Genomic DNA, 25,304 nt, shown 5'->3' with positions numbered 1-25,304 from the left:
CCGGCCCGGTCGGTGCTCCGCAGGTCAGCGGTGGTGGCGTTCGCGCCGCCAGTCGTCGACCTCTTCCTCGACGGCGTCGGCGATGTTGGCCCCGAACTCACCGGGGGCGCCGCCACCCTGCACGAGGGTGGACGCCGCGGTCGTGGCCGCTGCGGCGGTGTGGCCGCGACGGTTGATGAACCGCTCGAGGCGGCCGGCGGCGATCGTCAGCAGCCAGTTGATCAGCACGAAGATCAGGCCGACCACCAGGTAGGCGGCGATGACGTTGCCGTGGCGCGATCCGAGCTGGCGCGCGGCGGCGATCAGCTCGGGGTAGGTGATCGCGGTGCCCAAGGCGCTGTCCTTGAGGATGACGACGAGCTGGCTCATCAGCGCCGGCAGCATCGCGGTCAGCGCCTGCGGCAGCTGGATCGACCGCAGCGTCTGTGCCGGGGTCAGGCCGATCGCGAGACCGGCCTCGCCCTGCCCCTTGGGCAGCTGGTGGACGCCGGAGCGCACCAGTTCGGCGATGACCGAGCCGTTGTACAGGGTCAGGCCGATGACGACGGCCCAGAAGGACGCCGCCGCACCGGGCACGCCCAGGTTCCGGGCCATGAAGTAGAACAGGAACGTCATCATCAGCAGCACCGGGACGGCGCGGAAGAACTCCACGATCACGCCGCACGCCCAGCGCAGGGGCTTGATCTGCGAGAGGCGGCCCATGCCGAAGATGAGGCCGAACACGATGGCGAAGACGACCGAGACCAGCGCGGCCTTCAGGGTGTTCCACAGGCCGGGCAGCAGGTACTGGGTCCAGGTGGCCCCGTCGAGGAACGGCGTCCACAGCTGGGGCTCGAGCTGGGCGGTCTCGTACAGCCGCCAGATGAAGGCACCGATGAGGCCGGCGGCCGCCAGGAGGCCCAGCACGGTCAGGATCGCGTGGCGACGGCGGGCCTTGGGGCCGGGCGCGTCGAACAGGACGGCTTGTGCGCTCATCGCTTCACCGCCAGGCGACGCGAGAGCTCGGTGAAGCCGACGCCGATCGGGAGGGTCAGGATGACGAAGCCGAGTGCGAAGATGAAGAACACGATCAGGGAGCCGGTCTCGTTCTCGACGATCGTCTTCATCATCGCCGAGGCCTCCTGGCTGCCGATGATCGAGGCCACGGTGGTGTTCTTGATCAGCGCGATCAGCACCGAGCCGAGGGGCGCGATCGCACCGCGGAACGCCTGCGGCAGGATCACCTGCGACAGCGACTGGGTGAACGTCAGGCCGATCGCGCGGGCCGCCTCGGCCTGCCCGACCGGCACGGTGTTGACGCCCGAGCGGAGCGCCTCGCACACGAACGCGGCGTGGTAGGCGGACAACCCGACGAGGGCCCAGAGGAAGATCTGCGTGCGCAGCGGCGCGCTCGCCGGGGCGAGCGAGATCTGGAGGATGTAGAAGGCGCCCAGCACGCAGAACACCAGGATCAGGGTCAGCGGCGTGTTGCGGGCGACGTTGACGTAGAAGGCGCCGAGCTTCTGGAGCACCGTCACCGGCGAGACCCGCATGACGGCCAGGATCGTGCCGAGGACGAGCGACCCGAGGGCCGCCCAGAAGGACAACTGGATGGTCATCCAGAACGCCCCGACGATGTCGTACCGCGCGAGGATGTCGAGCATGCGCCCCCTCCGAGTTGTTGGGTCAGCGTTGATGGGACAGGTCAGCGTGGGATGGGCGCGCCGCACGCTGGTGCGACGCGCCCACCCTCAGCACGGGATCAGGAGCAGGCGGCCGGGGTCGGCGGGTTGCCGGGGCCGGGGGTGTAGTCGGCCGCACCGAGGGTCTTCTCGATCGCGGCCTCCCACGCGCCGTCGCTCACCATCTTGGTGATGGCGGCGTTGACCTTCTCGCACAGCGCGGTGTCGCCCTTCTTCAGGCCGACGCCGTAGTTCTCGGTGGTGAAGGGCTCACCCACAAGCTTCAGCTTGCCCGCGTACTGCTGCTGGGCGGCGAAACCGGCGAGGATCGTGTCGTCGGTGGTGACGGCGTCGATGGTGCCGTTCAGCAGGGCCGGGAGGCACTCGGAGTAGGTGCCGAACTCCTGCAGCTCGACGTCGGGGTAGGCGTCCTTGATCTTCTGCGCGGGGGTCGAACCCGTGACCGAGCAGAGCTTCTTGCCGCCCAGGGTGTCCTGGCCCTTGATGTCGGCCTCGTCGGCGCGCACCAGGAGTCCCTGGCCTGCGATGAAGTACGGGCCGGCGAAGGAGACGCGCTCCTTGCGCTTGTCGGTGATCGAGTAGGTGGCGAAGATCAGGTCGACCTGGTCGGTCTCGATGAGGGTCTCGCGCTGCGCGCTGGGCGACTCGACCCACTTGATGGCGCCCTCCTCGTGGCCGAGCTCCTTCGCGACGTACTTGGCGACCTCGACGTCGAAGCCGCTGTAGGCGTCGCCCTCCTTCAGGCCGAGGCCGGGCTGGTCGAACTTGATGCCGATGGTGATGCCGTCGCCGGCACCGGCCCCGCCGGCACCCGGGGTGGCCGTACCGCCGCCGCAGGCGGCCAGGGTGAGCGCCAGGCCCGCCGAGGCGGCGGCGGCGATCAGCTTCTTGGTCAACATGGTGGTTTCTCCTCTTGCAGGTGGTGGCGAATCGGTTGCGGTTCGGACAGGGGTCACTTGGTCAGGATCTTGCCGAGGAAGTCCTTGGCGCGGTCCGACTGGGGGTTGGTGAAGAACTCGTCGGGGTCGGCCTCCTCGACGATCTGGCCGTCTGCCAGGAACACGACGCGGTCGGCCGCCTTGCGGGCGAAGCCCATCTCGTGGGTGACGACGACCATCGTCATGCCCGACTTGGCGAGCTGGATCATGACGTCGAGGACCTCGTTGATCATCTCGGGGTCGAGCGCGGAGGTCGGCTCGTCGAAGAGCATCACCTTGGGCTCCATGGCGAGCGAGCGCGCGATCGCGACGCGCTGCTGCTGGCCACCCGAGAGCTGGGCCGGGTACTTGGCGGCCTGGTGGTCGACGCCCACGCGCTTGAGCAGCTCCATGGCCTTGGCGTCGGCGTCGGCCTTCTTCATGCCGCGCACCTTGATCGGGCCGAGGGTGACGTTCTCGAGGATCGTCTTGTGGGCGAACAGGTTGAAGGACTGGAACACCATGCCGACGTCGGAGCGCAGCTTGGCCAGGCCCTTGCCCTCCTCGGGCAGCACGACGCCGTCGATGGTGATCGTGCCGTCGGTGATCGTCTCGAGGCGGTTGATCGTCCGGATCAGCGTCGACTTGCCCGACCCGGACGGGCCGATGAGCACCACGACCTCGCCCTTGCCGATCGTCAGGTTGATCTGCTTGAGGGCGTGCATGTCCCCGTAGTGCTTGTTGACGTCCTTGAGGACCACGAGCGGCTCAGCCATGGGGAGAACCTACCGAGGAGGCGGTGGGGCCTGTCCACGCTTCGGGCGCGAAATTCGGTAACCATGCGGTCACAAATCAGCGGTTCCACTCACGTCACGCCGGGGAAAGGGCGATTCTGCGCGCCCCGCAAGTCATCGTCCGTCGCTGTGGTGGCGCGACCTACAGGACGGCGCCGGGGGCGTAGGAGGCGCCCTCGGGGTGCTTCACCGCGAGCTCACGCACGCGCTCGACCACGGCGTGGACCTGGGCGGCGGCGGAGCCGGTGAGGTCCAGCGGGTTCGCCACGGCGTCCGCGAGCACCTCACGGGAGACGCCGAGCCGCGGGTCGGCGGCGAGGCGGTCGAGCAGGTCGTTCTCCTTCTGCCCCTGGCGCATGGCGAGTGCGACGCCGACCGCGTGCTCCTTGATCGCCTCGTGGGCCGCCTCGCGGCCGACGCCGTGGCGGACCGCGGCCATGAGCACCTTGGTGGTGGTCAGGAACGGCAGGTAGCGCTGCAGCTCGGCCTCGATGACGGCCGGGAACGCGCCGAACTCGCCGAGCACGGTGAGGAAGGTCTCGAAGAGGCCGTCGAGGGCGTAGAAGGCGTCCGGCAGGGCGACGCGGCGGACCACGGAGCAGGAGACGTCGCCCTCGTTCCACTGGTCGCCGGCCAACTCGCCGACCATCGACAGGTAGCCGCGCAGGATGACCGCGAAGCCGTTGACGCGCTCGCAGGAGCGGGTGTTCATCTTGTGCGGCATCGCGGACGAGCCGACCTGGCCCTCCTTGAAGCCCTCGGTCACGAGCTCGGCGCCCGCCATCAACCGGATGGAGGTCGCCACGTTCGACGGCGCCGCAGCCACCTGGCTGAGCGCCGAGAGCACGTCGACGTCCAGGCTGCGCGGGTACACCTGGCCGGTCGAGGTGAGCACGCGCTCGAAGCCGAGGTGCTTGGCGACCCGCTGCTCCAGGTCGGCGAGCTTGGCGGCGTCGCCGCCGAGCAGGTCGAGCATGTCCTGGGCGGTGCCGACCGGGCCCTTGATGCCGCGGGCCGGGTAGCGGTCGATGAGCTGGTCGACGCGCTCGTAGGCGACCAGCAGCTCATCGATCGCCGTGGCGAACCGCTTGCCGAGCGTGGTCATCTGGGCGGCCACGTTGTGCGAGCGGCCGGCGATGGCCTGGTCGCGGTACTGCACGGCGAGGCGGCTGAGCGACACCAGGACGGTCACGATGCGCTCGCGCACCAGCTTCAGCGAGGCGAGCACCTGGTACTGCTCGACGTTCTCGGTGAGGTCGCGGGAGGTCATGCCCTTGTGGACGTGCTCGTGGCCGGCGAGGTCGTTGAACTCCTCGATCCGGGCCTTCACGTCGTGGCGGGTCACCCGCTCGCGCGCGGCGATGGAGTCGAGGTCGACGCTGTCGATGACCGCGCGGTAGGCGTCGAGCACCGCGTCGGGGTCGGCCCCGCCGAAGTCGACGCCCAGGTCGCGCTGCGCCTCGATGACGGCCAGCCACAGCTTCCGCTCGGCGACGATCTTGTGCTCGGGGCTCCACATGTCGCGCATGGCGGGCGACGCGTAACGGGTGGCCAACACGTTCGGGACGGTCATGGCCCGCATTCTCCCACGGGCGGCTCGACGCACGCCCACGGCGTCCGGCCGCGAACGGGCCTCAGGCCTTGGTGCGTTCGGTCAGGGGGTTGATCCAACGCACCTCGGTGAAGCGGGCGAAGTCGCTGTCGGCCGACACCACGGCCACGCCGTACTCCAGCGCGAGGGCGGCCAGTTGGGCATCGGTCACGAGGTTCCCCGTGACGTGGTGCCGCAGGGCAAGCTCTGTGTAGATCGCCACCGTGCGTTCCGTCGCGGGCGGGACCCACACGGCAGGAGACCTGAGCCATCCCTCCATCACCTCGTGGGCCTGCCCGGGCGTGAGCGACACGGTGGGGATGCGCGGGTGCGTGCTGATGCGCAGGAAGGCGCCGATCGTCTGCCAGGGCAGGCCGACACGGGTGCCCCCCGCCAGCGCCCGGTCCAGCCACGCGGCTGCAGCCCGATGGTGCGGCGACTGCTGGGCCACGGCGTACAGCAGCACGTTGGCGTCGACGATCACGCGCGCTCCTCCAGCTCCCACTGATCGAGCATGTCGAGCACCTCGCCAATGTTGGTGACATCGATGGTGTAGCCCATGTCAAAGGTGATCGGGGTGTACACGTAGTCGACGCGCGGAGCGGTCATGCCGCGGCGCGCCAGCAGGTTCAGCGCCTCGCTGGGGCCCAGCCCCTGTTCGCGGCGCAGCCGCTCCATCTCGGCCGCGACATCGTCGGCCACCGTGATCGTCGTCCTCATGCACCAAGGCTAGCATCATGATGCGCCAAGTCAGGCATGATGATGATCAGCGCACCTGCTCAATGATGCGGCGTACGCGCGGGCGTCGGGTCGGTCTCGAGCGGCGGCAATTGGCGGGCGATCTCCTCATCCTGCACTGCGGCGTACAGCACGGCGGCGTCCTCGGGGTGCCAGCGTCGCAGGCGGCATTCGGTCGTCGACATGTCCACCACCCTCGGGACCGCACCCCGCCTCAGAGCGCCGGCGTCCCGATCAGACCGGACGCCGCCCGCTCAGCGATGTCACGCCGGCAGAACAGCGTGGGCGCGTCGAGCGCGTCGATGGCGCCGTACGCCTGCTCGCGCGCCGCGCCCAGATCGGACGCCCGCGCCACAACTCCCAGCACACGGCCGCCGGCGGCGACCAGGTCGTCCCCGGACAGCGCCGTGCCGGCGTGCAGGATGCTCACCGCGTCGTCGGAGCCGAACAGGCGCGGCCCGGCGATGGACCCGCCCTTGGCCGGGACGCCCGGGTAGCCGTCGGCGGCCAGCACGACGATGACGGCGGAGTCCGGCGACCACGCCAGCTCCCCCACCTCGGCGAGCCGGCCGGTGGAGGCGGCGTCCAGCACCGCGCCGAGCGGCGACTCCAGCAGCGACAGCACCGCCTGGGTCTCGGGGTCGCCGAAGCGGCAGTTGAACTCGACCACGCGCAGCCCACGCGAGGTGAGGGCCAGGCCGGCGTAGAGCAGGCCGGTGAACGGGGTGCCGCGACGGGCCATCTCGTCGACGGTCGGCTGCACGACGTCGCGCATGATCGCCTCGACGAGCCCGTCGGGCGCCCACGGCAGCGGCGTGTAAGCGCCCATGCCGCCGGTGTTGGGCCCGGCGTCACCGTCGCCGACGCGCTTGAAGTCCTGGGCCGGCTGCAGCGGGAGCGCGGTGACCCCGTCGGTGATCGCGAACAGCGACACCTCGGGACCGTCGAGGTACTCCTCGACGATGGCGGGCAGGGCGCCGTCAGCGTGCTCGAGCGCGGCGTCCCGGTCGGAGGTGACGATGACGCCCTTGCCGGCGGCCAGTCCGTCCTGCTTGACGACGTAGGGCGGGCCGAACCGGTCGATCGCCGCGGCGACCTCGTCGACGGTGGTGCAGTAGACCGAGGCTGCGGTGGGCACGCCTGCGGCCTCCATGACCTCCTTGGCGAACTGCTTGGAACCCTCGATCCGGGCGGCCTCGGCCGACGGCCCGAAGCAGGCGATCCCGGCGGCGCGCACGGCGTCCGCGACCCCGGCCACCAAGGGCGCCTCGGGACCCACGACCACCAGGGTCGCCCCGACCTCGCGGGCCAGAGCCACCACCGCGTCGCCGTCGCTCGCGTCGACCGCGTGGTTGGTCGCGATCGCGGCGGTGCCGGGGTTGCCGGGGGCGCAGTGGAGGGCGACGACCGAGGGGTCGCGGTGCAGGGCCAGGGCGAGCGCGTGCTCGCGGCCCCCGTTGCCGAGGACGAGGACGGTCAGTTCACGGGACACGGCCGTCAGCCTACCGACGCGGGCGCACCCCCGCGGCGGGCGGCCAGTTCGTCCTGCATCGCGCGACAGCGGGCCAGCGTGAGCGGATAGCGGCGCGCGATCCACCAGCCCAGGGACAGCAGCACGGCGACCGCGACCAGCAGCGTGAGCCGGATCCCCCACTGAACCGCCTCGGGCTGCGCGACCACCTCGGTGCCGACGGGCGCCCGGTAGCCGGTGAGCTGCAGCACGAGCGCGACGAGCTGGATCGTCAGCGCCGTCGCCAGGCCGCGGATGAACGTCATCAGGCCGGTGAAGCCGCCCGCGTTGCGCTGCCCGGTGGCGAGCTCGGCGGCGTCCAGCACGTCGGGGAACATCACCCAGCTCATCAGCTGCGCGCCCACGAACCCGACCGCCATCACGACGGTCGCCGCGTACAGCAGGACCGGGTTCGCGCCGCGCGGGAACAGCGCCACCACGAACACCATCGCTACGGCGATCGGCAGCAGGGTGCGGTAGATCCGGTGCTTGTCGACGCGGCCGACCAGCACGTTGACCACCGGGAACGCCAGCACGTTGACGGCGATGAAGATGCCCAGCAGCACCTGCGAGCTGACCCCGGTGACCACGTAGAGCGTGTAGTACATGACGGTCGCGGTGATCACGTCGAAGGCGAGGGCCTGGCACAGGTACATGCCCAGCAGCCGCCGGTACGGGCTCAGCCGCAGCGGCGCGAGAAAGCCCGCCAGCGTGAACGGCTCGACCCGGGCCGGCGCGGGCACGCGTTCGCGGGTGAACAGGGCCACCCCGAGCATGATCAGCGCGAACACGCCGCCGAAGCCGAGCACGATGACGAGGTAGAGCTCGCCGAGCTCGAGGCGTCCGTGGCGGTAGTCCTCGAACAGCCGTGCGGCCAGCAGCGTGGTGCCGGCGCTGGCGACCCTCGAGAACAGCAGCCGCAACACGTTCACCTTGTTGCGCTGGTCGAAGTCGGCGCTCACCTCGGTGGACAGGCTCGAGTACGGCACCGACACGACCGTCTGCACGGTGTTGTAGGCGATGTAGGTCAGCGCGGCCCAGACGGCCAACCCAACTTGGGAGGCGGGAGGCGGGTCCGGCAGCCAGAACAGCGCCATCACCGGCACCAGCAGCAGCGCGCCCACGAAGATGAACGGACGCCGCCGGCCCCAGCGGGTGCGCACCCGGTCGGAGATGGACCCGGTCAGCGGGTCGTTGACGGCGTCCCACAGCTTGGCGACGAGCACGGCGGTGCCGGCCAGCCCGGGCGCGAGCTTGACGACGTCGGTGAGGAAGATCAGGTAGAGCACGCTGAGCAGGGACGCCCCGCCGCCCACGAAGAAGTCACCCGACGCGAACTGGATGCGCTCGCGGACCGTGATCTCCCCCGCCACCGCCATGTCAGGTGGGGTCCCCGCCGACGCGGACTCCGCGGGAGGGGTCGGGGTGCGCCGCGGCGTCACCTGAGGTGATCAGCACCTTGAGCCCGCCCCGCCCGGCGGCGAAGGTGAACGCCTCGGTCGAGTCGGCGAGGTCGAAGCGGTGGCTGACCACGGCCCGCACGTCGACCTGCCCGCGTTCGACCAGCGCGATGGCGCGCGGGTAGACGTCCTTCATCCGGCGCACGACCGCGATGGTGAGGCCCTTGCGCCGCACCGCGGACGCCGGGAACGCGTACTCGTCCTCCTCGGGGATGCCGGCGATGACCAGGCGCCCGCCCGGCCGGGCGAGCACGGCGGTCTCGGCCACGGCGTCCGGCAGGCCGCAGGCCTCGAACACGACGTCGAAGTCGGCGACCGCGACCTCACCGGGCGCGAACGCGGCATCGGCACCCAGGCGGACGGCGGCGTCCCGGCGGTGCTCGAGGGGCTCGACGGCGACGACCTCGGCGGTGAGGCTGCGCGCGGCCAGCTGGACCAGGAAGAGCCCGATCGGCCCGGCGCCCAACACGGCGACGCGGTCGCCGAGCTTCACGTGGCCGAGGTCCCACGCGTGGACCGCGACCCCGAGCGGCTCGAGCATCGCGGCGTCCTCGGCGGTCATGCCGTCGGGCAGCGGGACGACCGCGTGCGTCGGCCAGCTCATCACCTCGCACAGGCCGCCGTCGAGGCCGGCGTTGCCGGAGAAGGCGATCCGTGGGCAGAGGTTGGTGTTGCCCTCGAGGCAGCGCGCGCACTGGCGGCAGGGCAGGGCAGGGTCGATCGCGACCACGCGGCCGGCGTACGGGCCGTCGAGCGCGACGCCGCCCTGCTCGTGGCCGGGGATGCTCGGGTGCTCGATGCGCACGTCACCGATGCCCCCTTCGGAGAACCAGTGCAGGTCGGACCCGCACAGGCCGACCGCGCCGATCCGCACCCGGGTGTAGCCCTCGATCTCCTGGGGCATGGGGTCGTCGGTGATCCTCAGATCGCCCACCCCGTGGAGCCTGACCGCGCGCATGCTGCCCTCCCTCGTCGGTGCGTCCACCCTAGTGCCACGCCTCGAACTCGGCCCGCCATGCGGCCACGAGGGCACGCGTTCAGGGGCCCGGCGACGCCGAAGGGATGGTGTCTCCTCGAACTCTTGACGTTGGAACGCCTGGAACCGTCAAATCGGACCTCGGATCTTTGATGGTTCCGGCCCGACATTCGGCAAAGGTTCAGGCGAACCCCCTGACCCAAATCGGGCCCGAGTATGACGCGTCGATCAGCCCAGCCGGCACTCCCCCGTGCCGCCGGGCAGCCGGTGCCGGAAGCGGGCGACGACCCGGTAGACCAGCGCGGCGGGCCACGCCAGAGGCCCACGCACCAGCCAGCCGGCCACCCGCAACCAGAGCGGTCCGAACCGCAGCGCCTCCCCGATCGCCCGCGCCCCGTAGACGACGCGTCCGTCGGGCAGCACGGCCGGGATCTCGCGACCGGCGCGCGCGGCGTCCAACCCGAGGGCCGGCAGGTCGACCGACTGCATCGACCGCACCCCCGGGACGCCCCACGCGACAAGCCACGACGCCGACCGCGAGCAGAACCCGCAGTCGGCGTCGTAGAGGAGGTGCATCAGACCAGGTCGTGGATCATGACCGCCTGCTCGCGGCCCGGGCCGACGCCGATGCCGGAGATGCGGCAGCGGATCAGCTCCTCGAGGCGCTTCACGTACGCCTGGCACGTGGCGGGCAGCTCGTCGAAGGTGCGGCACCCGGAGATGTCCTCGGTCCAGCCGTCGAGGTACTCATAGATCGGCTCGGCCTTGACGAGGTCGTTCATCAGCACCGGGTAGTGCTCGAGCCGGCGCCCGTCGACCTCGTAGGCCACGCAGACCGGGATCTTCTCCCAGCCGGTGAGGATGTCCAGCTTGGTGAGGAACACGTCGGTGACACCGTTGTACGTGCAGGCAGCCTCGACCACCAGCGGGTCGAACCAGCCGCAGCGGCGGGGGCGTCCGGTCGTCGTGCCGAACTCGCCGCCGGCCTGGCGGAGGCGTTCGCCATCCTCGTCGTGGAGTTCGGTCGGGAACGGGCCCTCGCCCACGCGCGTCGTGTACGCCTTGGCGATGCCGATGATGCGGTCGAGCTTGTTCGGGCCCACGCCGGACCCGGTGCAGGCGCCGGCCGCGATCGGGTTGGAGCTCGTGACGTAGGGGTAGGTGCCGTGGTCGACGTCGAGGTGATGCGCCTGGGCGCCCTCGAACACGACGAGCTTGTCGGCCTCCAGGGCGTCGTTGAGCTCGCGCGCGACGTCGCGCACCATCGGGCGGATGCGGTCGGCGAAGGAGAGCAGGTGGTCGGCCACCTCGTCGGCGTCCACCGCCATCTGGTTGTAGACCTTCACCAGCAGCTGGTTCTTCTGCTTCAGCGAGGCCTCGACCTTGTCGCGCAGCAGTTCCTCGTCCAGGAGGTCCTGGATACGGATGCCCACGCGGTTGATCTTGTCGGCGTACGCCGGGCCGACGCCGCGGCCGGTGGTGCCGATCTTGCGCTTGCCGAGGAACCGCTCGGTGACCTTGTCGAGCACCTTGTGGTACGGCGTGATGATGTGCGCGTTCGCGCTGATGATGAGCCGCGAGGTGTCGACGCCGCGGGCGTTCAGGGCGTCGATCTCGCTGAACAGCACCTCGAGGTCGACGACGACGCCGTTGCCGATCACCGGGACGCCGGGGTTCAGGATGCCGCTGGGCAGCAGGTGCAGCGCGTACTTCTCGCCGTTGACGACGAGGGTGTGGCCGGCGTTGTTGCCGCCGGAGTAGCGGACCGTGTAGTCGACCTGGTCGCCCAGCTGGTCGGTCGCCTTCCCCTTGCCCTCGTCACCCCACTGCGTGCCGATCACGACGATCCCAGGCATGCGTTGCCCCTTCTTGCAAAGCGAAAGCCCGGGCAAGGCTTGCCGGGCTCTTACCGGGTCAGCCTATCCGAAACGATGTTCGGACGCCGTGGGTCCCGCACGGCGGACCCCGGCCGCCGCGCTCACAGGGTCAGCGGACGGGTGCGGGCCAGCTCGACGTAGGCCTCCTCCGACGCCTCGAGCAGGAACAGCACGCAGCGCTCGTACTCGGCCTGCTCGCCGATCCGCCGCGCCGCGCAGGCCAGCGCCCAGAGCGCGCGCAGGAAGCCCTGGTTCGGCTCGTGCCCCCACGGGATCGGCCCCCTGCCCCGCCAACCGGCGCGACGGAGGGCGTCCAGCCCGCGGTGGTAGCCGGTGCGCGCGAAGGCGTACGCCGACAGGTCGCCCTGGGTCGTGTGCGCGCTCAGCGACCCCTCCGCGAGCAGCGCCCAGCCCAGCGACGAGGCGGGGTGGCGCGCGACGACGTCGAGGAACGAGCCGTCGCCGAGGTTCACGATGTCGTCGAGGGCCTCGTCGGCCGGGAGCTCGGTGCGCCCGACGGGGGCGGCCAACAGGAGGGTGCGCGCGTCACTCGACATGGGCGTCAGCCTAGTGGGGGCAAGATGGTTTCCATGGCTTCGGACGGGTCGGCGGGTTGGCGTCCCGGCGACCCCGAGTACCGGCGCATCACGGTGGCGCTGTTCCTCGCCGGGCCCTGCTGGTGTTCGGCCCCCTCTCGGACGCCGTGGGTCGCCTCACCCTCATGCGCGCCACCCTGCTCGTGGCCGCCCTGGTCGCGATCGGGACGGCGGTCGCGCCGTCGTGGGGACTGCTGCTGGCGCTGCGCGCGGTGCTGGGGTTCGCGGTCGCCGGCCTCCCGGCGGTGGCCGCCGCCTACCTGCGGGAGGAGGTCGCCCCGACGTGGGCGTCCGCGGCGACGGGGCTCTACATCGGCGGCACGGCGCTGGGCGGCATCCGGCGCGGGGCTGAAGGACGGCGTCAGTACCGGGTGATGGTGTCGACGAGCACCTTCGCAGCGATCAGGTTGAGCCGCGGCTCGGCCTGGCGCAGCACCTTCATGGCGTAGACCGGGTCCGCCTCGGCGTCGACACCGGCCTCGTTCAGCACCCCGAGCGCCCACACCCGCGCCTTGCGGCCGGGGATGGGGGTGGCGGGCTCGTCGAAGATCTGCTCCAGCACCTCGGAGGCAGGGCGGGTCTGCCGCCTGCTGATCACGAGCAACAGCAGGAAGCCGAGGATCAGGACGAGGATCGCGATCTCTGCGGGTCCGAAGCGCATGTCCCCACGCTACAGGCCGCGCACGAGCAACCCAGGTTGACAAGCGCCCGCGCGTCAACCTAGGTTGACCATCATGACCCCCACGCCCGCTCCCGAGCCGGACGCCCGGCCGGCCCCCCAGCCGGGACCCGACCGGGTGGCCCGCACGGCGTCCGACACCAGCGACCCGCTGCGCGCGCTGGCCGCGGTCTCCGCGCTCCGCCGCCTGGCCGACCAGCTCGAGCACCTGCAGGTGGAGGCCGCGCTGCGCCAGGGCCACGCGTGGCCCGAGATCGCGCAGGCGCTCGGCGTCACCCGCCAGGCCGTCCACAAGAAGCACGCCCGCCGCATCGCCCCCGACCTCCGCGAAAGGAACCCCCGATGAGCCGCACCCAGCTCTCCGCCCTCTGGACGACCGCCGCCTGGCGCGAGGCCGCCCGCGTCCGCGCGGCCGAGGTCGACGTCGAGCACCTGTACCTCGGGCTCATCGCCGTCGGCGGGGCCGCCGCCGCCCTGCTCGGCCGCCACGGGATCACGCTCGCCTCGGCCCGCGGCCGGGTGCGGGACGCCCTGACCGAGGACCTCGCCACCCTCGGCATCGACGTCGCCGACCTGCCCTCCCCCATCCACTTCATGCAGATGGGCGACCCCGCCTGGCACGCCACCGCCCGGGCCGACGCCCTGCTCAAGTCGGTGACGCTCACCGACACCTACGCCGCCCTGGTCGCCCTGCTGCAGGAACCGTCAGGCATCGTGCGGCGGCTCGTCCACGCCGACGGCGTCGTGCCGCAGGACCTCGTGCCCGAGCTCAAGGAGGGCGCCGACGACCCGTACGCGCCCGAGGCGGTCCCGGCCGACGACACCCTGCTGCCCCCGCCCAACCGCGGGCAGCGCGTGCGCCGCTACGTGTCCGCGCCGCCGGCGGACGTGGTGGCCGCGCTCGCCGACCCGGCCCTGCTGGCGCTGTGGGCCTTCGACCCGGTGAAGTCCCAGGTCTCCGAGGGCGGCCTGCGCAACCGGATCGAGAAGGGCGGCAGGTCCCTGACCGTGCGGCTCTCCTGCACCCGGACCACCGAGGCGGACGCCAAGGTCGTGACCTGGGTGCACACGGCCGAGGACACCAAGTACGCGGGCGAGACGCTCACCTACGACCGGTTCGAGGTGCGCCCGGCGCCCGGAGGGTCCGAGGTGACCCGCATCGCCGGACGCCGCACGTTCGGCCTGGTCGGCCGGGTGCTCGCCCCCGTGTACGACCTGTTCGGGTCGTGGGGCCTGCTGCACACCATGCAGGCCATCACGTTCGGGATCGCGGACCGGCAGCCCAGCTGAGAGGATCGACCCATGCCACGACCGCTGCGCCAGGAACCCTGCCTCTCGAAGTGCGACTGGGCACCCACCGGCGAGACGCGCGACGAGTACCTCGTCTTCGCGTGCGCGGGCTGCCGTTCGGAGTGGGTCCGCTCCGAGGGCTGGACGCCCCGCAACCTCGACGGCACCATCGCGGCCGAGGTCGTCGCCGAGCTCGCCCGCCGCTGACCGCCCCACCCGGTCCCTCCCGCACCAACCGGCCCCGGACGCGCGGACGCCGCGGGGCAGCTGAGCTGCACCCGCGGCGTCCGTGGTCGTCAGGCCGACTGGCTCACTTGCCGGAGGTCCCGACCGAGCCGAGGTCCTGGCAGGCCTGGACGATGCGCGCGGACATCGCGTTCTCGGCCTCCTTGCCCCAGGCGCGGGGGTCGTACTGCTTCTTGTTGCCGACGTCGCCGTCGATCTTCAGGACGCCGGCGTAGTTGGCGAGCATCCAGCCGGCCACCGGGCGGGTGAACGCGTACTGGGTGTCGGTGTCGACGTTCATCTTGATGACGCCGTAGGACACCGCGTCAGCGATGTCCTGCTCCGAGGAGCCCGAGCCACCGTGGAAGACGAGGTCGAACGGCTTGTCCTTGCCGTACTTGGCGGCCACGGCGTCCTGGATGTCCTTGAGGACCTCGGGGCGCAGCTTGACCGCACCCGGCTTGTACACGCCGTGCACGTTGCCGAAGGTGAAGGCGGCCATGTAGCGGCCCTTCTCGCCCAGGCCGAGGGCCTCGGCGGTGCGGAGGCCGTCCTCGGGGGTGGTGTAGAGCTTCTCGTTGATCTCATTGGCGACGCCGTCCTCCTCGCCACCGACGACACCGATCTCGACCTCGAGGATCTGCTTGTTGTACTGGGTCAGCGCCAGCAGTTCCTCGGCGATCTGGAGGTTCTCCTCCATCGGCACGGCGGAGCCGTCCCACATGTGGGACTGGAACAGCGGGTCCTGGCCGTTCGCCACGCGCTGGCGGGAGATCTCCAGCAGCGGGCGGACGTAGGTGTCCAGCTTGTCCTTGGGGCAGTGGTCGGTGTGGATGGCCACGTTGATCGGGTACTTGGCGGCGACCACGTGCGCGAACTCGGCGAGCGCGACGGCGCCGGTCACCATGTCCTTGACGCCTTGGCCGGAGCCGTACTCGGCCCCACCCGTCGAGAACTGGATGATGCCGTCGCTACCGGCGTCCGCGAAGCCCTTGAGGGCCGCATTCAGGGTCTGCGACGAGGTCACGTTGATGGCCGGGTAGGCGAAGCCCTTCGACTTCGCACGGTCGATCATCTCGGCGTACACGTCGGGCGTTGCAATGGGCATCTGTCACTCCTTGGTGGGTGCTTCCTCGAACACCACCATTCAACCGCATATCCGCCGCGGACGCTCCCCCCACGGGGACTCTGGCCACCTCGCGGACGCGGAGGTTCAGGTGCTGGACACCCTGCTTCCGCGACAGCCGGCCGGGTCAGTTGTCGAGCGGCCGCAGGTCGACGTGGTGCCGGTCGCCCGACAGCGCACGCACGGCGTTGTCGACCGCGGACGGGGTGTGGCTGAGCCAATCGACGGGCACCTCTCGCCAGGCGCCGTTGGTCGCGACCACGACGAGGCGCCCCGATCCGCGCGACCCGCCGGGGACGGCGACGAGGTGGTCGACGTCCTCCCAGGCCAGGTAGTCGTCGAGGTAGAGCCCGCCGCGGCCGATGCCGAGGGCCAGGCCCTCGTGGAGGCGGCCGATCGCCCGCTTCGCGAGCACCGACTGCACGATGGTGCGCACCAGCAGCGCGATGGAGACGGCGAGGCTGATGCCGAAGATCGTCCAGAACATGGTGTCGAGGTTGTCGCGGTTGAACCAGCCGATGACGCCCCAGATGACCAGGGACAGCACGATCCCGAAGATGCGGCCCTTGATGGCGCTGCGGAACTGCTGGTAGCGGGCGACCGCCGGCTCGGGGTCGAAGAACACCGGGAAGTCGAGCGCCTCGCGCGGTGGACGGGACCAGCCCTGGGCGGGGGCGCCGCCGGCGCCTGGGACGCCGACAGCCTGCACTCCGGGTGGGGGTGCAGGCTGCTGGCTCATGCGCTCCATGCTACTGAAGGGCGTCACTCGGCCCGGGCGACCCCCTCGGCCACGACGCCGCGCAGCGTGCGGCGGGTGACGAGCAGGCTCGACGCCACCGTCCCGACCCCGACCGCCAGCACCGCGAGCGTCGTGCCCAGGGACACCGGGTCGAACGTCTGGGTCGCGCCGGCCAGCGGCAGCACCAGCATCAGGGCGGGGCCGGCCGACATGACGACGACGGCCACCAGCGGGCGCATGATCGCGCGCCGACGGGCGGCGTCGATCGCGGACACCGGCATGCCGAGCATGTCCAGCCCGACGTGCAGCGCGCGCCGGTCGAGGATCGCGGCGGCCTGCGTGGGGCGGAGCCCCCTACGCCGAGGGCTTGAGTTTCCTACGTCGAGGGCTTGGGTTTCACGCGTCGAGGGCTCTCGCGTGCTGCAGCGACCAGTGGTACATGGCGATCGCGGCTGCGGCACCGGCGTTGAGCGAGCGGGTGGAGCCGTGCTGGGTGATCGCCACGAGCCGGTCGCAGGCCGCGACGACCTCGTCGGTCAGCCCGGGGCCCTCCGACCCGAAGACCAGGCAGCACGCCTCCGGGAGTTCGGCGGTCTCCAAGGGCACCGACCCGGGCAGGTTGTCGACGCCCACCAGCGCCACTCCGGCCGTCTCGGCCCAGGCCACGAACTCCTCCACGCTCGCGTGGTGGTGCACGTGCAGGTAGCGGTCGGTGACCATCGCCCCGCGCCGGTTCCAGCGCCGGCGTCCGAGGATGTGCACCCCGGCCACATTGAAGGCGTTGGCGGTCCGCACGACCGAACCGATGTTGAAGTCGTGCTCCCAGTTCTGGATCGCCACGTGCATGGGCGCGCGCCGGGTGTCGAGGTCGGCCACGATCGCCTCGAGGCGCCAGTAGCGGTACTCGTCGAGCACGTTGCGGCGGTCGCCGGCGGCGAGCAGTTCGGGGTCGAGCCGCGGGTCGTCCGGCCAGGGCTGCGGGTGCGGCCCGACCCCGACCGACGGCGCGGTGGGGTCGGTCGGCTCGTCGTCCACGGCAACCGGTTCGGAGGCGTCCACGCGCCCACGGTAGCCTGATCGGCGGACCACGCCACCCACCGGAAGAGAAGCATGACGACCGACGAGACCCCCGTCCGCCCGGACGCCCCCGACGCGACCGACCTCCACGCCCCCGACAGCGTCGCCGCGTGGCTGGTCCGGCTGCTCAAGGGCATCGCGGTCGGGATCGGCTTCATCCTCCCCGGCCTGTCCGGCGGCGTGCTCGCGGTGATCTTCAAGATCTACGACCCGCTGATCAAGTTCCTGGCCAACCCGTTCAGGAACTTCTGGCGCCAGGTGAAGTACTTCCTGCCCGTGGGCATCGGCGGCATCATCGGCGTCGTCCTGTTCTCGATCGTCGTGGCCGCCGCGTTCGGCCGCTACGAGGCCGCGTTCGTGTGCCTGTTCATCGGCTTCGTCATAGGCACGTTCCCGAGCCTGTGGCGTCAGGCCGGGCTCAAGGGCCGCGCGGCGAAGCACTGGCTGATCCTGGCCGTTTCGGCCGCGGTCATCTTCGCGATCATGCTCGCCGGCGGCGGTCTCAACCTGCAGGTGCCGCCGAGCATCCCGGTGTGGCTCGGCTCCGGCGCCCTGATCGGCCTGGGCGTGATCGTCCCGGGCATGAGCCCCTCGAACTTCCTGATCTACTTCGGCCTCTACGACAAGATGGCCGAGGGCATCAAGGACTTCGACCCCACCGTCTTCATCCCGCTGTTCATCGGGCTGGCGCTGTGCGTGGTGCTGTTCGCCAAGGCCGCCAACTGGGCCTTCGAGAAGCACTACGCGGGCATGTACCACTTCATCCTGGGCATGGTCGCCGGCTCGTCGCTGGCGATCTTCCCGACCGTCGTGTTCGCGCCCGACGCGATCGAGAAGGCGGGCCTGGGCATGGGCGCCTTCCTCGCGTTCTGCGCGGTCATGCTCATCCTCGGCGTCATCGCCTCGTGGCTGTTCTCCAAGGTCGAGGACCGCTACTCCGGCGAGCGCGACGCCATCGACTCAGCGTCCTGACCCCTCCTCGGGTTTCTGCCCGGGTTCCTCGCGACCGGACGCCTCGGCGTCCGGTTCGTCGTCTGCCGGGGTCTGCGGGATCGGCAGTTCGGGGACGAAGTCGAGCTCGCGCCGCACGGCGATGTCGGCGACCAGGGCGGTGTCGAGCAGCCAGACCGCCCGCTGGAGGGCGCTGGTGTCGATGCCCTCGACGGACGCCGACCGCGGCCGGGTGACGTGCTCCACCTCGTCCTGCGCCATGGCGCGGCGCGCCACCTGTTCGGCCACGGCGTGGAGGCGTCCGGTCAGCTCGTCGCTGAGCATGGCCCGGCGCTTGCCCCGCTCGGACAGCTCCACGGCGAAGGCCTCGTGCGCGTCGATGGTGTCGGGGTCCTCGGCCAGGAGCATGGCGCTGGTGGCCCGCAGCAGGTGCAGTCCGCGGCCCAGGTCGCCCTCACCGAACTCCTGGACGGCCGCGCACAGGATCGGGTTGTCGCCCCGCTCGACCTGCGCGGCCAGCAGCGAGAGGTGGGCGGCCATCATGCGCTCCTTGGCGCGGTCGTGGCGCTCCTCGGGCGTGAGCGCGAGCACGCCGGGGTCGATGTTGCTCCGGGACGCCGCCTCCAGCGCCTGCCCGGGCTCGGTCGGGCCGAGCGTGTCGCGCAGCGGGATCGCGCGGATCGCCACGGTCGCGAGCAGCACGACCACGGCCAGTCCGGGCAGCACGAGGTAGACGCTGTGCATCGCCCCGGCCAGCGACTCGCGCAGGACGGCGACCACGGCCTCCGGCATGCCCACCAGCGCGTTGGGGTCGAGCACGACGTTGGGGTCGAGGCCCCCGGCCGGGATCTGGGCCTGCGCCTCGGGGGTCATGTTCGTGCGCAGCCCGTTGACCAGCTGGGTCGTCATCAGCGTGCCCGCGACGGCGGTGCCGAGCGTGTTCGCGACGCTGCGGAAGAACTGCAGCGACGAGGTGGCGGGGCCGAGGTCGCGGCGCTGCACCGCGTTCTGCACGACGAGGGTGTAGATCTGGAACGACATGCCCGTGCCGAGGCCGAACAGGGTGGTCCACAGCGTCAGCTCCCACGGCGTGGAGTGGGCGCCCAGGCGCAGCATCAGCACCGACGCGATCGCCATGAGCGTGACGCCGACGACGGCGAACGACTTGTAGCGGCCGGTGCGGGTGGTCAGCTGGCCGATCACGATGCCCATCAGGAACAGGCCGACGTTCATCGGGATGAGGATCAGGCCGGACTCGGTCGCCGAGACCCCGAGGACGCCCTGGGCGTAGACCGGCGTGTAGATGATCAGCGTGATCAGCGCCATGTTCATGAAGCAGGACGCGATCACCGACCAGGTGAAGATCGAGTTGCGGAACAGGTACATCGGCACGATCGGCTCGGCCGCGCGACGCTCGATGAACACGAACAGCACCAGCACCACGGCCCCGACCGCCAACAGGCCGAGGACGAGCGGGTCGGCCCACCCCCGCGTCCCGCCGAGGCTGATGCCGAGAAGCGCGGACGTGACGCCCACGGTCATCGCGGCGATGCCGGCGTGGTCGACGGTCCGGGGGATGTCGATCTCGGGCACCTTCATGAACCGGATCACCAGGAACAGGGCGACCAGCCCGACGGGCAGGTTGACGTAGAACAGCCAACGCCAGCTCGCGGCGTCCGTGATCGCACCGCCGATGAGCGGGCCCGCGACCTGCGAGGCCCCCATCAGCGCGCCCATGTAGCCCGCGTACTTGCCGCGCTGCCGGGGCGGGATCACGTCGCCCAGGATGGTCTGCGACAGCGGCATCAGGATGCCCATCGCGACGCCCTGGACCGCGCGGGCCGCGACCAGGAAGGTGAAGCTCGTCGCGAGGCCGGACAGGGCCGAGCCGATCATGAACAGGACCAGGCCGAGCACGTAGAACCGGCGCCGGCCGAACATGTCGGCGAGCTTGCCGCTGATCGGGGTGACGATCGCCGAGACGAGCATGACGATGGTCGAGAGCCACGAGTAGTACTCGACGCCGCCGAGGTCGGCGATGATGCGCGGGATGGCGGGGCTGACGATCGTCTGGCTGATCGAGGACGTGAACATGCCGATCATCAGCCCGAAGTAGATCCAGCGGATCCTGGAGAAGTCGAACTGGTCCGGCGGCTGCGTCACCCTCCGCACCCTACTTCGCGGACAGACGCCTTTTCTGCGTCACCGCCTGTCAGCGCTAGCATGCGCCCATGACCGAGGCCCACCCCACCCCCCACGACGAGCTCGTGGCGGCGTTGGTCTCCCAGGTGCAGGTGCTGGCATTGGCGTCCGACCGGATCGGTGCGTTGTTCGCGGGCCAGCACCACCTCCACACCACCGACTTCCGCGCGCTGACCGCGATCTACCGCGCCGAGCGGGTGGGGCGTCCCCTCACCGCCCGCCAGCTCGCCGACCAGCTGCAGATCTCCCCCGGGGCCGTCACCTACCTCGTCGACCGGCTCGCCGCCTCCGGGCACGTCTTCCGCGACGCCGACCCCACCGACCGCCGCCGCGTGCTGCTGCGCATCGGCGAGCACGGGCGCGAGGTCGCGTTCGCGTTCTTCGGGCCGCTCGGCCAGGCACACGCCGACGCGATGGCGAACTACTCCGACGCCGACCTCCAGGTCTGCCTGCGCTTCCTCGAGGACGTGAACGCCGGCCTGCGGGAGTTCGACGAGGGCCTGCGCACAGGCGAATAATTCAGTCATTGAATCTTCGTGCATGGGCAAGCTGGCCGACCGCAACGGCCGCAAGCCCATCTACCTGCTGTCGATCGTCCTGTTCGGCGTCGGCTCCCTGCTGTGCGGGCTCAGCCAGGACGTGGGCTCCTACGAGATGCTCATCGCCTCGCGCGCCATCCAGGCGATCGGCGCCGGCGGCATCCTCCCCATCGCGACCGCCGACATCGGCACCGCGGTCCCCCGCGAGAAGCGCGGCATGGCGCTGGGCCTGGTGGGCGCGGTGTACGGCATCGCCAACGTCTTCGGCGCCTCGGCGGGCTCGCTGGTGCTCGACATCGCCGGCGCCGAGAACTGGCAGTGGATCTTCTACATCAACGTGCCCATCTCGATCGCGATCATCGTGGCCGGCGTCCTGTGGCTGCCCAACCGTCGCGCCGACGAGGTCGCCCCCATCGACGTGTGGGGCTCGCTGGTGCTGGTGACGATGATCCTGTCGCTGCTGTGGGGGGTCCGGAACCTCGACTTCTTCGACCTCGGTGCCTCGATCACCTCCCTGGAGGTCTGGCCGTGGCTGGCCTTGTTCCTCGTGCTCATCCCGGTGTTCGTCCTGGTCGAGCGGCGGGCGGCCGATCCCGTGATGAACCTGGGCTACTTCTCCAACCGCGGGATCGCCCTGACGCTGGTGCTGTCGCTGCTGTCCGGCGTGATCCTCATGGGCGTGGTGTTCGTGCCGCAGTTCGCGGAGAACTCGCTCAAGTTGCCGGCCGGGTCGGGCGGCTACCTCGTCATCGCGCTCGGGCTCGCGTCGGGCGTCGGCGCGCCCATGTCCGGACGCCTCACCGACAAGTACGGACCCCGCGTGGTGCTGGGGCTCGGCGCCGGCATCTCGCTGCTGGCCGCGATCGTGATCATCCTGTGGGCCATCCCGCAGCCGTCGATGGCGTCGGTGCTCACCGGCCTGATCGGGCTGGGCCTCGGCCTCGGCTTCATCGTCGGCTCGCCGCTGAACTACATGATGCTCGAGCGCGTGCCCGACGAGGAGTCCAGCTCCGCGCTCGGCACCCTGTCCCTGGTGCGCGCCATCGGCACCACGCTCGCGCCGGCCCTCATGGTGGGCTTCCTGGCCAACGCCGGCACCACGATGCAGGACCGGATCATGGAGCAACTGCCCGACACGGTCGCCGCGCCCGCCCTGCCGCACGCCGCCGAGCTGAAGGCCACCCTCGAGAAGTGGAAGGCCGACCCCGAACTGGCCGACAGGATCCCCGCCTTCGACACCAGCTACCTCGACCGCACCGAGATCGACCTGTCGGAGATGTCCTCCAGCGGCGGCGACCTGCCCGACGACCTCGTCGACCTCCTGCGCACCGCCGACGTCACGAACATCACCGAGCGCAGCAAGCTCGTCGCCGAGCGCATGTTCGCCGACGAGACCCCGACCCGGGTCGCCGAGATCCAGGGCGGTGTGCAGTCGGGCATCGACGGGCTGAGGAGCGCGCTGGGCGAGCTCGACCAGGGCGAGGGCGAGATGACCTCGGGCCTGGCCGAGATGGACTCCGGCCTCGCCGAGATGGACACCGGCCTGGTCGACATGACCCGCGCCCGCGCCGAGATGACCGACGGACTGGAGGGCATGGACCGCGACCTGTACATCCTGTTCGCGGGCGCCTGCGCCCTCACCCTGGGCGTCCTGCTGCTGGTCGGACGCGGCCCGCACCACCCGGCCGCCCCGCCGACAGCCACCGTTCCCGACGACGCGGCGTAGCACGAGGCCCCGCCCACCTGGTGGTGGGCGGGGCCTCTGCCTTGGTTCAGCGACCGATCACTGGCGGCCGTAGGACGGCGGCTCGTACGGGCCGTCCTGGCTCTGCGGGGGCTCGGCGGGCTGCTGCTGGGGCTGGGCCTGCTGGCCGAAGTCGATGCCCGGCTGCTCGCGGTAGGCCTGCGGGTTGGGTAGCTCGTTGGGGTTCGACGCCTCCACCGACGCGGGGCCGGCCTGGCGCTGCGGCTCGGGGGCGTCGCCACGGTAGGAGATCTCGCCGAAGCTCACGTCGGGGGCGCGACGCACCTCGGCGTCGTTGACCTCGAAGTAGGTGGCCTTCTCGAAGTTGAACGAGCTCGCGATGAAGTTGGTCGGGACCGACTCGATGCGCGTGTTGTAGTTGCGCACGTTCGCGTTGTAGTAGCGGCGGCCCGCGGCGATCCGGTCCTCCGTCTCGGCGAGCTGGCGCTGCAGCTCGAGGAAGTTCTGGTTGCTCTTGAGCTCGGGGTAGGCCTCGACCTGCACCATCAGGCCACGGACCTGCTGGGTCAGCTGCTCCTCCACCGCGGCCCGCTCGGCCGACGGGGCGTCACCGCGCTCGGCGGACGACAGCTGCTGGGCCTGCTGGCGCAGCCGCACGATGCCCTCGAGCGTGTTGCGCTCGTGGCCCGCGAAGGCACGCACGGTCTCGACCAGGTTCGGGATCAGCTCGTAGCGCCGGTTCAGCTCGACGTCGACCTGGCGCCACGACTCCTGGATGAGGTTGCGCTGCTTGACGAAGCCGTTGTACGCGCCCACGGCCCAGGCGATGCCGCCGACCACGACGAGCAGGACGATGATCAGGGGGATCGCGATCCATTCCATGCCCGAAAGAGTAGCGGGCGATCACGACAAACCGAGGTCCTCCAACCCGACGGCGTAGCGATAGGGCAGGCCGGCGGACTCGATCTTCTCCCGGACGCCGGTGTTGCGGTCCACGATCGTGACCACGCCGGCGACGATCCCGCCGGCCTCCTGGACGGCCTCGACTGCCTGCATGACCGACCCACCGGTGGTCGAGGTGTCCTCCACGACGAGCACCCGGCGACCGGCCACCTCGGTGCCCTCGATGCGGCGCTGCAGCCCGTGCGCCTTCGACTCCTTGCGCACGACGAACGCGTCGACGCGCTCCCCCGCCGCGGCCGCCGCGTGCAGCATGGCCACCGCCACCGGGTCGGCACCGAGGGTGAGCCCGCCGGCGGCCTCGAAGTCCCAGTCGGCGGTCAGCTCGCGCATCACGCGGCCCACGACCGGCGCGGCAGCCCCGTCGAGCGTGACCCGGCGCAGGTCGACGTAGTAGTCGGCCTCCTTGCCCGAGGCCAGCGTGACCTTCCCGTGCACCACGGCGAGGTCGAGGATGTGCTTGATCAGGTCTTCGCGGTCGGCCATGCCCCGAAGCCTAGGGGCAGGGCGCCGCACCCGCGGCGTCCGTTCACTTGGACCGGGTGTCGACGAGCTTGCCGAACGCGATGGTGCGGTCGGGCGAGCGAAACAGGTCCTGGCACGTCGTGAGCGTGATCAGCGCCTCGGTCGGCCGCACCTCGGGCTGGCCGGGCACGGGCTGGATCACCCAGGTGTCGGTGTCCCTGACCGTCATCTCGGCCGGGTTGTTGGTCAGCTCGTAGGTGTACACGGCGTCGCGGGTCTCGACGACGACCTGGTCGCCGGCCACGAGATCCATGATCGGCGCGAACGGGCCGGTCGCACCGCGGTGACCCGCGACGGCGAAGTTGCCCACCTCGCCCGGCGCGGCCGTGCCGTCGTACCAGCCCAGGCCCTTCTTCAGGGTGGGCTGGTCGGTGCCGGCCAGCACCGGCTGTTCGAAGGCGTCCCCGAACTTCGGGATGCGCAGCAGCGCCACGGCGTCCCCCGGCACCGGCCGCGCCGGCTCGCCGCTCTCGGACGCCGCGGGCTCGACCTCCCACGCCTGCCGCAGGTCGGACGCCTCGGCCGCGGCCACGTGCGGATCGACGAGCGGATTCCAGAACAGGTCGTAGCTGGACCAGCCGAGTGCCCCGAGCCCGACCACGAGCAGGACCACCCCCGCGATGGTGAGGCCACGTCCGCCGCGGCGCTTGTCGGCCAGCGCTCGGCGAGGGGTGGCGTCCGCGGTCATGGGGTCCATTGTGTCAGGGGGCGGGAGTTCGTTCATCGGAGTCAGCATCGCCGTCCGGCCATCGATCCGTCGCGCGGGCCTGGCTCAGGATGGCGTCCACGTCGGCGTCCTCCAGGATGAACGGGCGCAGCAGCGCCCGGACGAAGGGGGCACCTTCGTCCCGACACCGTTGCAGCAGCTCAGGGTCCCGGGCGAGGTTCCGGACGACGACCTCCTGCTCAGGCCGGCCCCGCCAGCGCAACCAACGCTCCCCGTTAGATGGGGCGCCCGACCCGGGGCGACGTGGACGCCTTCGCTCCAGTTCCTGCAATGCCGCCACGTGGAGGTCGATCACCGTCGGGGACTGCCACACCAAGGAGTCGTTCGGCTCGTGGGCGAACCTGGCCTCGTGCAGGGCCTTCGCCAAGGCGGTCAACTCCGCTGCGGACCACCCCGCAAAGCTGGTCATGTCGAGTAC

Annotated in this window: 31 protein-coding genes; 7 read left to right on the top strand and 24 right to left on the bottom strand. The window is 71.0% G+C overall.

Annotated elements, in window-relative coordinates; translation table 11 throughout:
• Positions 1-24: 24 nt before the first annotated feature.
• The 14 genes from H5397_RS00670 to H5397_RS00605 form a co-directional block, all read right to left on the bottom strand.
• Complete coding sequence (locus H5397_RS00670) at positions 25-975, bottom strand: amino acid ABC transporter permease (RefSeq protein ID WP_182814385.1); 951 nt, start codon at positions 973-975, stop codon at positions 25-27.
• Complete coding sequence (locus tag H5397_RS00665; RefSeq protein ID WP_182814384.1) at positions 972-1,643, bottom strand: amino acid ABC transporter permease; 672 nt, start codon at positions 1,641-1,643, stop codon at positions 972-974. The genes H5397_RS00670 and H5397_RS00665 overlap by 4 nt, the downstream gene beginning before the upstream one ends.
• Positions 1,644-1,741: 98 nt before the next feature.
• Entirely contained in the window at positions 1,742-2,581 is an 840-nt protein-coding gene (locus tag H5397_RS00660; protein WP_182814383.1) for a glutamate ABC transporter substrate-binding protein, read from the bottom strand.
• A 53-nt stretch (positions 2,582-2,634) separates the two neighbouring features.
• Complete coding sequence (locus H5397_RS00655) at positions 2,635-3,375, bottom strand: amino acid ABC transporter ATP-binding protein (protein ID WP_182814382.1); 741 nt, start codon at positions 3,373-3,375, stop codon at positions 2,635-2,637.
• A 160-nt stretch (positions 3,376-3,535) separates the two neighbouring features.
• Positions 3,536-4,966 (bottom strand): adenylosuccinate lyase, encoded by a 1,431-nt coding sequence (gene purB / locus H5397_RS00650; protein WP_182814381.1) that lies wholly within the window; start codon positions 4,964-4,966, stop codon positions 3,536-3,538.
• A gap of 61 nt (positions 4,967-5,027) precedes the next feature.
• On the bottom strand, positions 5,028-5,468 hold the full coding sequence (locus H5397_RS00645; RefSeq protein WP_182814380.1) for a TA system VapC family ribonuclease toxin: 441 nt from the start codon (positions 5,466-5,468) through the stop codon (positions 5,028-5,030).
• Positions 5,465-5,704: a CopG family transcriptional regulator gene (locus H5397_RS00640; protein WP_182814379.1), complete on the bottom strand. Its 240-nt coding sequence runs from the start codon at positions 5,702-5,704 to the stop codon at positions 5,465-5,467. Before H5397_RS00640 ends, H5397_RS00645 begins: the two co-directional genes overlap by 4 nt.
• A 59-nt stretch (positions 5,705-5,763) precedes the next feature.
• Positions 5,764-5,907, bottom strand: a complete 144-nt coding sequence (locus H5397_RS00635) for a hypothetical protein (RefSeq protein ID WP_182814378.1) — start codon at positions 5,905-5,907, stop codon at positions 5,764-5,766.
• Positions 5,908-5,936: 29 nt separating this feature from the next.
• Positions 5,937-7,202, bottom strand: a complete 1,266-nt coding sequence (gene purD, locus H5397_RS00630) for a phosphoribosylamine--glycine ligase (protein ID WP_182814610.1) — start codon at positions 7,200-7,202, stop codon at positions 5,937-5,939.
• Positions 7,203-7,219: 17 nt separating this feature from the next.
• A complete protein-coding gene (locus tag H5397_RS00625; protein ID WP_182814377.1) occupies positions 7,220-8,611 on the bottom strand; it encodes an MFS transporter in 1,392 nt (463 codons plus the stop codon).
• Between the two features lies 1 nt (position 8,612).
• A complete protein-coding gene (locus H5397_RS00620) occupies positions 8,613-9,626 on the bottom strand; it encodes a zinc-binding dehydrogenase (RefSeq protein WP_309224236.1) in 1,014 nt (337 codons plus the stop codon).
• Positions 9,627-9,896: 270 nt separating this feature from the next.
• The gene (locus H5397_RS00615; protein WP_182814375.1) at positions 9,897-10,244 is read right to left on the bottom strand and encodes a thiol-disulfide oxidoreductase DCC family protein; all 348 of its coding nucleotides are present in this window, start codon (positions 10,242-10,244) and stop codon (positions 9,897-9,899) included.
• Positions 10,244-11,524, bottom strand: coding sequence for an adenylosuccinate synthase (locus tag H5397_RS00610; protein ID WP_182814374.1), 1,281 nt, complete (start codon positions 11,522-11,524; stop codon positions 10,244-10,246). The genes H5397_RS00615 and H5397_RS00610 overlap by 1 nt, the downstream gene beginning before the upstream one ends.
• Before the next feature lie 122 nt (positions 11,525-11,646).
• Entirely contained in the window at positions 11,647-12,102 is a 456-nt protein-coding gene (locus tag H5397_RS00605) for a DUF3151 domain-containing protein (protein WP_182814373.1), read from the bottom strand.
• A 122-nt stretch (positions 12,103-12,224) separates the two neighbouring features.
• On the opposite strand from H5397_RS00605, the gene H5397_RS00600 reads away from it, so the two are divergent.
• The gene (locus H5397_RS00600) at positions 12,225-12,590 is read left to right on the top strand and encodes an MFS transporter (protein ID WP_182814372.1); all 366 of its coding nucleotides are present in this window, start codon (positions 12,225-12,227) and stop codon (positions 12,588-12,590) included.
• On the opposite strand, the gene H5397_RS00595 is transcribed toward H5397_RS00600, so the two are convergent.
• Entirely contained in the window at positions 12,503-12,802 is a 300-nt protein-coding gene (locus H5397_RS00595) for a hypothetical protein (RefSeq protein WP_182814371.1), read from the bottom strand. The genes H5397_RS00600 and H5397_RS00595 overlap by 88 nt on opposite strands.
• Positions 12,803-12,938: 136 nt before the next feature.
• Between H5397_RS00595 and H5397_RS00590 the strand changes: the two genes are divergently transcribed.
• From H5397_RS00590 to H5397_RS00580, 3 genes are read left to right on the top strand one after another with little or no spacing between them, the layout of a single operon-like run.
• Entirely contained in the window at positions 12,939-13,166 is a 228-nt protein-coding gene (locus tag H5397_RS00590; RefSeq protein ID WP_182814609.1) for a hypothetical protein, read from the top strand.
• Positions 13,163-14,110: a Clp protease N-terminal domain-containing protein gene (locus H5397_RS00585; protein WP_182814370.1), complete on the top strand. Its 948-nt coding sequence runs from the start codon at positions 13,163-13,165 to the stop codon at positions 14,108-14,110. Before H5397_RS00590 ends, H5397_RS00585 begins: the two co-directional genes overlap by 4 nt.
• Before the next feature lie 12 nt (positions 14,111-14,122).
• Positions 14,123-14,317 (top strand): hypothetical protein, encoded by a 195-nt coding sequence (locus tag H5397_RS00580; RefSeq protein ID WP_182814369.1) that lies wholly within the window; start codon positions 14,123-14,125, stop codon positions 14,315-14,317.
• Positions 14,318-14,420: 103 nt separating this feature from the next.
• Here H5397_RS00580 and fbaA read toward each other — a convergent pair whose 3' ends face one another.
• The 4 genes from fbaA to H5397_RS00560 all read right to left on the bottom strand — a co-directional run bounded on the left by fbaA (position 14,421) and on the right by H5397_RS00560 (position 17,235).
• A complete protein-coding gene (gene fbaA, locus H5397_RS00575) occupies positions 14,421-15,443 on the bottom strand; it encodes a class II fructose-bisphosphate aldolase (RefSeq protein WP_182814368.1) in 1,023 nt (340 codons plus the stop codon).
• Between the two features lie 145 nt (positions 15,444-15,588).
• Positions 15,589-16,200, bottom strand: a complete 612-nt coding sequence (locus tag H5397_RS00570) for a hypothetical protein (protein ID WP_182814367.1) — start codon at positions 16,198-16,200, stop codon at positions 15,589-15,591.
• 23 nt (positions 16,201-16,223) lie between these two features.
• Complete coding sequence (locus H5397_RS00565; protein ID WP_220491865.1) at positions 16,224-16,490, bottom strand: hypothetical protein; 267 nt, start codon at positions 16,488-16,490, stop codon at positions 16,224-16,226.
• Between the two features lie 106 nt (positions 16,491-16,596).
• Complete coding sequence (locus tag H5397_RS00560; protein ID WP_182814608.1) at positions 16,597-17,235, bottom strand: RNA methyltransferase; 639 nt, start codon at positions 17,233-17,235, stop codon at positions 16,597-16,599.
• Positions 17,236-17,310: 75 nt separating this feature from the next.
• Between H5397_RS00560 and H5397_RS00555 the strand changes: the two genes are divergently transcribed.
• Positions 17,311-18,249, top strand: coding sequence for a DUF368 domain-containing protein (locus tag H5397_RS00555; protein ID WP_182814365.1), 939 nt, complete (start codon positions 17,311-17,313; stop codon positions 18,247-18,249).
• On the opposite strand, the gene H5397_RS00550 is transcribed toward H5397_RS00555, so the two are convergent.
• Positions 18,238-20,391, bottom strand: a complete 2,154-nt coding sequence (locus H5397_RS00550; protein WP_182814364.1) for an MDR family MFS transporter — start codon at positions 20,389-20,391, stop codon at positions 18,238-18,240. The two genes, H5397_RS00555 and H5397_RS00550, sit on opposite strands and share 12 nt — an antisense overlap.
• 68 nt (positions 20,392-20,459) lie before the next feature.
• Here H5397_RS00550 and H5397_RS00545 point away from each other — a divergent pair, with 68 nt between their 5' ends.
• A complete protein-coding gene (locus tag H5397_RS00545; RefSeq protein WP_182814363.1) occupies positions 20,460-20,948 on the top strand; it encodes a MarR family winged helix-turn-helix transcriptional regulator in 489 nt (162 codons plus the stop codon).
• A gap of 22 nt (positions 20,949-20,970) precedes the next feature.
• Entirely contained in the window at positions 20,971-22,695 is a 1,725-nt protein-coding gene (locus tag H5397_RS00540) for an MFS transporter (RefSeq protein ID WP_182814362.1), read from the top strand.
• 57 nt (positions 22,696-22,752) lie between these two features.
• Here the strand turns inward: H5397_RS00540 and H5397_RS00535 are convergent, their stop codons facing one another.
• Genes H5397_RS00535 through H5397_RS00520 form a run of 4 tightly spaced genes read right to left on the bottom strand, consistent with a single transcriptional unit; the run spans position 22,753 to position 25,295 of the window.
• On the bottom strand, positions 22,753-23,556 hold the full coding sequence (locus H5397_RS00535) for a LemA family protein (RefSeq protein WP_182814361.1): 804 nt from the start codon (positions 23,554-23,556) through the stop codon (positions 22,753-22,755).
• 21 nt (positions 23,557-23,577) lie between these two features.
• Positions 23,578-24,120, bottom strand: a complete 543-nt coding sequence (gene pyrE, locus H5397_RS00530) for an orotate phosphoribosyltransferase (RefSeq protein ID WP_182814360.1) — start codon at positions 24,118-24,120, stop codon at positions 23,578-23,580.
• Positions 24,121-24,163: 43 nt separating this feature from the next.
• Complete coding sequence (locus tag H5397_RS00525; protein ID WP_182814359.1) at positions 24,164-24,847, bottom strand: class E sortase; 684 nt, start codon at positions 24,845-24,847, stop codon at positions 24,164-24,166.
• Positions 24,848-24,860: 13 nt separating this feature from the next.
• Positions 24,861-25,295: a hypothetical protein gene (locus H5397_RS00520; RefSeq protein WP_182814358.1), complete on the bottom strand. Its 435-nt coding sequence runs from the start codon at positions 25,293-25,295 to the stop codon at positions 24,861-24,863.
• Positions 25,296-25,304 lie beyond the last annotated feature (9 nt).

The organism is Propioniciclava sp. MC1683, assembly GCF_014164675.1.
In the GTDB taxonomy this organism is placed as follows: domain Bacteria; phylum Actinomycetota; class Actinomycetes; order Propionibacteriales; family Propionibacteriaceae; genus Propioniciclava.
Note: the sequence above shows the minus strand (reverse complement) of the source record. Positions and strands in the feature narration are given on the sequence as shown.

What these genes read in the sequence shown, in the direction of transcription:
- H5397_RS00670 (WP_182814385.1), bottom strand. Translation starts at nt 975, where the DNA reads ATGAGCGCACAAGCCGTCCTGTTCGACGCGCCCGGCCCCAAGGCCCGC.
- H5397_RS00665 (WP_182814384.1), bottom strand. Translation starts at nt 1,643, where the DNA reads ATGCTCGACATCCTCGCGCGGTACGACATCGTCGGGGCGTTCTGGATG.
- H5397_RS00660 (WP_182814383.1), bottom strand. Translation starts at nt 2,581, where the DNA reads ATGTTGACCAAGAAGCTGATCGCCGCCGCCGCCTCGGCGGGCCTGGCG.
- H5397_RS00655 (WP_182814382.1), bottom strand. Translation starts at nt 3,375, where the DNA reads ATGGCTGAGCCGCTCGTGGTCCTCAAGGACGTCAACAAGCACTACGGG.
- purB (WP_182814381.1), bottom strand. Translation starts at nt 4,966, where the DNA reads ATGACCGTCCCGAACGTGTTGGCCACCCGTTACGCGTCGCCCGCCATG.
- H5397_RS00640 (WP_182814379.1), bottom strand. Translation starts at nt 5,704, where the DNA reads ATGAGGACGACGATCACGGTGGCCGACGATGTCGCGGCCGAGATGGAG.
- H5397_RS00635 (WP_182814378.1), bottom strand. Translation starts at nt 5,907, where the DNA reads ATGTCGACGACCGAATGCCGCCTGCGACGCTGGCACCCCGAGGACGCC.
- H5397_RS00625 (WP_182814377.1), bottom strand. Translation starts at nt 8,611, where the DNA reads ATGGCGGTGGCGGGGGAGATCACGGTCCGCGAGCGCATCCAGTTCGCG.
- H5397_RS00615 (WP_182814375.1), bottom strand. Translation starts at nt 10,244, where the DNA reads ATGCACCTCCTCTACGACGCCGACTGCGGGTTCTGCTCGCGGTCGGCG.
- H5397_RS00610 (WP_182814374.1), bottom strand. Translation starts at nt 11,524, where the DNA reads ATGCCTGGGATCGTCGTGATCGGCACGCAGTGGGGTGACGAGGGCAAG.
- H5397_RS00605 (WP_182814373.1), bottom strand. Translation starts at nt 12,102, where the DNA reads ATGTCGAGTGACGCGCGCACCCTCCTGTTGGCCGCCCCCGTCGGGCGC.
- H5397_RS00595 (WP_182814371.1), bottom strand. Translation starts at nt 12,802, where the DNA reads ATGCGCTTCGGACCCGCAGAGATCGCGATCCTCGTCCTGATCCTCGGC.
- H5397_RS00585 (WP_182814370.1), top strand. Translation starts at nt 13,163, where the DNA reads ATGAGCCGCACCCAGCTCTCCGCCCTCTGGACGACCGCCGCCTGGCGC.
- H5397_RS00580 (WP_182814369.1), top strand. Translation starts at nt 14,123, where the DNA reads ATGCCACGACCGCTGCGCCAGGAACCCTGCCTCTCGAAGTGCGACTGG.
- fbaA (WP_182814368.1), bottom strand. Translation starts at nt 15,443, where the DNA reads ATGCCCATTGCAACGCCCGACGTGTACGCCGAGATGATCGACCGTGCG.
- H5397_RS00570 (WP_182814367.1), bottom strand. Translation starts at nt 16,200, where the DNA reads ATGAGCCAGCAGCCTGCACCCCCACCCGGAGTGCAGGCTGTCGGCGTC.
- H5397_RS00565 (WP_220491865.1), bottom strand. Translation starts at nt 16,490, where the DNA reads ATGCTCGGCATGCCGGTGTCCGCGATCGACGCCGCCCGTCGGCGCGCG.
- H5397_RS00555 (WP_182814365.1), top strand. Translation starts at nt 17,311, where the DNA reads ATGACGACCGACGAGACCCCCGTCCGCCCGGACGCCCCCGACGCGACC.
- H5397_RS00545 (WP_182814363.1), top strand. Translation starts at nt 20,460, where the DNA reads ATGACCGAGGCCCACCCCACCCCCCACGACGAGCTCGTGGCGGCGTTG.
- H5397_RS00540 (WP_182814362.1), top strand. Translation starts at nt 20,971, where the DNA reads ATGGGCAAGCTGGCCGACCGCAACGGCCGCAAGCCCATCTACCTGCTG.
- H5397_RS00535 (WP_182814361.1), bottom strand. Translation starts at nt 23,556, where the DNA reads ATGGAATGGATCGCGATCCCCCTGATCATCGTCCTGCTCGTCGTGGTC.
- pyrE (WP_182814360.1), bottom strand. Translation starts at nt 24,120, where the DNA reads ATGGCCGACCGCGAAGACCTGATCAAGCACATCCTCGACCTCGCCGTG.
- H5397_RS00525 (WP_182814359.1), bottom strand. Translation starts at nt 24,847, where the DNA reads ATGACCGCGGACGCCACCCCTCGCCGAGCGCTGGCCGACAAGCGCCGC.
- H5397_RS00520 (WP_182814358.1), bottom strand. Translation starts at nt 25,295, where the DNA reads ATGACCAGCTTTGCGGGGTGGTCCGCAGCGGAGTTGACCGCCTTGGCG.